This window comes from Pseudomonas sp. 51_B (assembly GCF_017491595.1).
Lineage (GTDB): Bacteria > Pseudomonadota > Gammaproteobacteria > Pseudomonadales > Pseudomonadaceae > Aquipseudomonas > Aquipseudomonas promysalinigenes.
In genome coordinates this window covers 1-613 of the sequence record NZ_JAFGYW010000102.1, presented here as the reverse complement: position 1 = coordinate 613, position 613 = coordinate 1, and the positions used below count along the sequence as shown (strand labels likewise).

1 protein-coding gene and 1 pseudogene are annotated in these 613 nt (G+C 60.5%); both read right to left on the bottom strand.

Going from position 1 to position 613, the window contains the following annotated elements; genetic code table 11:
* The coding region (locus tag J5M56_RS23845; RefSeq protein ID WP_207937925.1) for a hypothetical protein at window positions 1-212 on the bottom strand (212 nt) is incomplete at its 3' end.
* A 15-nt stretch (window positions 213-227) separates the two neighbouring features.
* Window positions 228-613, bottom strand: a pseudogene (locus tag J5M56_RS23840) (hypothetical protein); the annotation flags it as partial.

The window sequence follows — 613 nt, the reverse complement described above, 5'->3', positions numbered from 1 at the left end:
CGCGCTTCGTTCACGAATCTCGCGCGCATCGTCCGCACCGCACACGACGTTTCTTCCTGCCCCTGAAAATACAACTGCACGAGCTGTGCGTCGGTCTCGTCCGTCTGCCAGATCATCAATCGCGCGGCCGGATCTTTCGCGAAACGCATCCAGTCCGCGTGTGCGTCCATGAACCTGCGCTCCACCGGATTCGTCGGCTGCCAGTTCTGCATACGCTCAAGCCCCCGTTACGGATTCAGCTTCAACACGGTCCCTTCGACCGTATGCTCGACCGACGCCGATGTCGTGACCTTCTTGCCGCGCACGCTGTGGCTGTCGGAGCCGCTTGATTCGACGTTGACACCCTGGATCAGGATCGTGCCGTCGCTCTTCATCAGGACGCTCGACTTCCCGCACACGAGCGCACGCTGGTCGCCGGCATTGACGAGCACCTGATGCTGCACGTTCGTCGTGTGGTTTGCGCCGACGCTGACGGCGTGTTCGCCGCGGACCGTGAGCTTATGCGCGTGTGCAATCGTCGACGTCCGCTCACCGATCTCCTCCACATGATGTTCAGCGACCGTCGTCTTCATGCTTTTCGAATTCGTCTGATAGTGCTTGACGACATTCAGCG